At 43.7% G+C, this 2,483-nt stretch carries 2 protein-coding genes; both read right to left on the bottom strand.

The window, feature by feature from the left end:
* Positions 1-84: 84 nt before the first annotated feature.
* The gene (gene istB, locus J2X77_RS23600; RefSeq protein WP_209578900.1) at positions 85-822 is read right to left on the bottom strand and encodes an IS21-like element helper ATPase IstB; all 738 of its coding nucleotides are present in this window, start codon (positions 820-822) and stop codon (positions 85-87) included.
* Positions 823-843: 21 nt separating this feature from the next.
* Positions 844-2,483, bottom strand: a 1,640-nt coding sequence (istA, locus tag J2X77_RS23595; RefSeq protein WP_310082759.1) for an IS21 family transposase, incomplete at its 5' end; no start/stop codon positions are given.

Below are 2,483 nucleotides of genomic sequence, written 5' to 3'. Positions count from 1 at the left end.
TGGGTATTTCGGAGTAATGATGCCAGTGATTTCGGTCAAACCGTGCCACTTAAAAGATCATACAATTATATAAAAAAGCTGTGATTATTCCTTTTTCAATATTCCTTTTCTTAGCGATTCACCTTTTAGGTCTATCCGATGTGAGGAGTTTACAATCCGGTCCAAGATCGCATCGGCAATAGTGCCCTCTCCGCCGATCACCTCGTACCAGGCCGATACCGGTATCTGGGATGATATTATGGTTGATCTTTTACCATGCCGGTCATCGATAATATCCATCAGTGTTTCCCGATCTTGGCTATCAAAAGCCTGTAAGCCAAAGTCATCAAGTATCAGCAGTTCCGTTTTCGTTAGTTTTTCCAGTTCTTTAAGGTATGTTCCATCAACTTTGCTCAATTTCAGCCTTTTGATCAGTCTTGCAGTTACTGTATATTGGGTTTTTACCCCTGTAATACATGCCTGATGTCCGAGAGCCTGTGACAGGTAGCTTTTTCCTGTGCCGGAAGCACCACAGATAATAATGTTTTCTTTTCGGAGCACAAAGTCCAGTGTACCCAGACGCGCAAACATATTTTTGTCCAGATTTCTTTCGCTGGCGTAGTTTATATCACCTAGACTGGCATTATGCCTAAAGTTTGCCTGCTTGAGCAAACGCTCTATCTTTTTATTTTCCCGGTCTTCCCACTGATGGTCAGTAAGTAACGCGAGGTATTCGTCGCAGGTCATACCTTCGAGCCTGTTTTCCTTAACGTACTGCTGGTGTAACTGGGCCATAGCTCCCAGACGCATGTCGCGTAGTTTTTCAACTGTCTGATTGTTCATTTTTTTGATTCTTGATTATTATTATTCATATGCGGAAGCACCGCGTATATTGCTGTGAAAAGGTATATGTGGTTTTTGGGGCTCAAGCTCATTCACAGATAAAAGCAGCCTGTCCATATTGTTTTTCAGGATATTCTTTATCCGTAGATAGGAGCAGCTATCTGTATCCAATGCTCTTTTACACGCATTGTTCAGACGCCCGGATCCATAGGCTCGGTGCAGATGGATAATTCCAAGGGAGCGTTTGTAGTTTATTTCGGGATAATCATGGGAAGCAAGTATCTTTTCGATGCATGCCAGAACATATTCCCCATGTGGCAGCGCTTTTTTTCTAAAGAATTCAGGGCTCCATTCCGAATAGAACTTATGTGTGCTGCTCAGGTGATCTGCGTTGGTGATGTAGCTGCCTTTGGTCAGATTGCGCTGGTGTAGCGCTATTCTTTCATGATTATAAAAGATCTCAATACGGCTCCCGGTGTAATGGATCATTGTTTCCTTTCCGATATACCGGTATGGAACACTATAATAACACTTCTCGGGAGAAAAGTATACGTAACCCATTTTCTGTACTTTGGCCCTTTTGTAATCTTTCAGTTCATATGGATCAGCGGGAAGGGCTTTGAGATATTCTCGTTCAATACTCTGGAAGAGCTCGATACGGCTCGATTCTTTTCGTTTGAACAATAGATTGTTATAACGCTCCAGTAGTACTGCAATTTCTCTATTGAGATCTTCCAGCGAGAAGAAAGTCATTTCACGTAATGGGTAATAGATACGCTGATAGGCCAGATGCACCGCATTCTCAACCAACGCTTTGTCTTGTGGAGCGTAACTACGTGTCGGGTTGATGACACAGTTATAATGGCGGGCAAAGTCCTTGAAGCTACGGTTGATGTCCGCTTCGTATCTGCTCGATCTATTGACGGCGGACTTTAGATTGTCGGACACTATCGCTTTGGGCGATCCACCATAAAAACGAAGTGCCGCTGTGCAACAGGATATCATATCTTCGCGTTTCTGGCTCCTGCATGCCTGGATATAGGTGTACTGGCTGCACGGTAGTATGGCCACAAATACTTCCACAGCGATAACCTCTCCGGTGTGTTTATCGATGATCTGCAGCTTCTTCCCGGCAAAGTCCACGAACATTTCTTCGCCCGCAATATGCTGAAGTTTCATTGAACCCTTTTCTTTTGGATATTTACGGCGGTAATGTTCGAGAAACTGCGTGTAGCTATATGGTTCTGCGGCTAGCTCAACATATTGCTGATAATGATACAGAAAGGTAAAGCCGGGATGATTCCGGGCCTTGTTGACCCCCTCAAAGTAAAGCATTAGTTCATTGTGGCGGGCAGCGTCCAGCGTCGTATGGGATGAAAACAGTTCGGATAAAGTAGCGGTATCAAAGCCCAGAAGTTCCTTGAACGAATAGCCACTGCCTGCAAATAGTTGCATGTAGGTATTGACTGTATTGCGGGAAATACCGAGAACGGAACCTATTTTACGGTTACTGTAACCGTCCAGATGTAATGTGAGTATTTGTTTTAAGTCCATCGGATCAAGTTTGTTGGCCATATCGCTGTATTTAAAGCGACAAGGTAATTCTTTCTTGATCTTTTTAAAGTGGCACAATTCAAACCGTAAAAAATACGGATGGACGG

The organism is Sphingobacterium sp. 2149 (genome assembly GCF_031455655.1).
GTDB lineage: Bacteria > Bacteroidota > Bacteroidia > Sphingobacteriales > Sphingobacteriaceae > Sphingobacterium.
The sequence above is the reverse complement of the archived record's forward strand: the minus strand, read 5'-3'. Positions and strand labels throughout refer to the sequence as shown.

Excerpts from the sequence above, each read along its gene's own strand:
- istB (WP_209578900.1), bottom strand. The coding sequence starts at position 822 with ATGAACAATCAGACAGTTGAAAAACTACGCGACATGCGTCTGGGAGCT.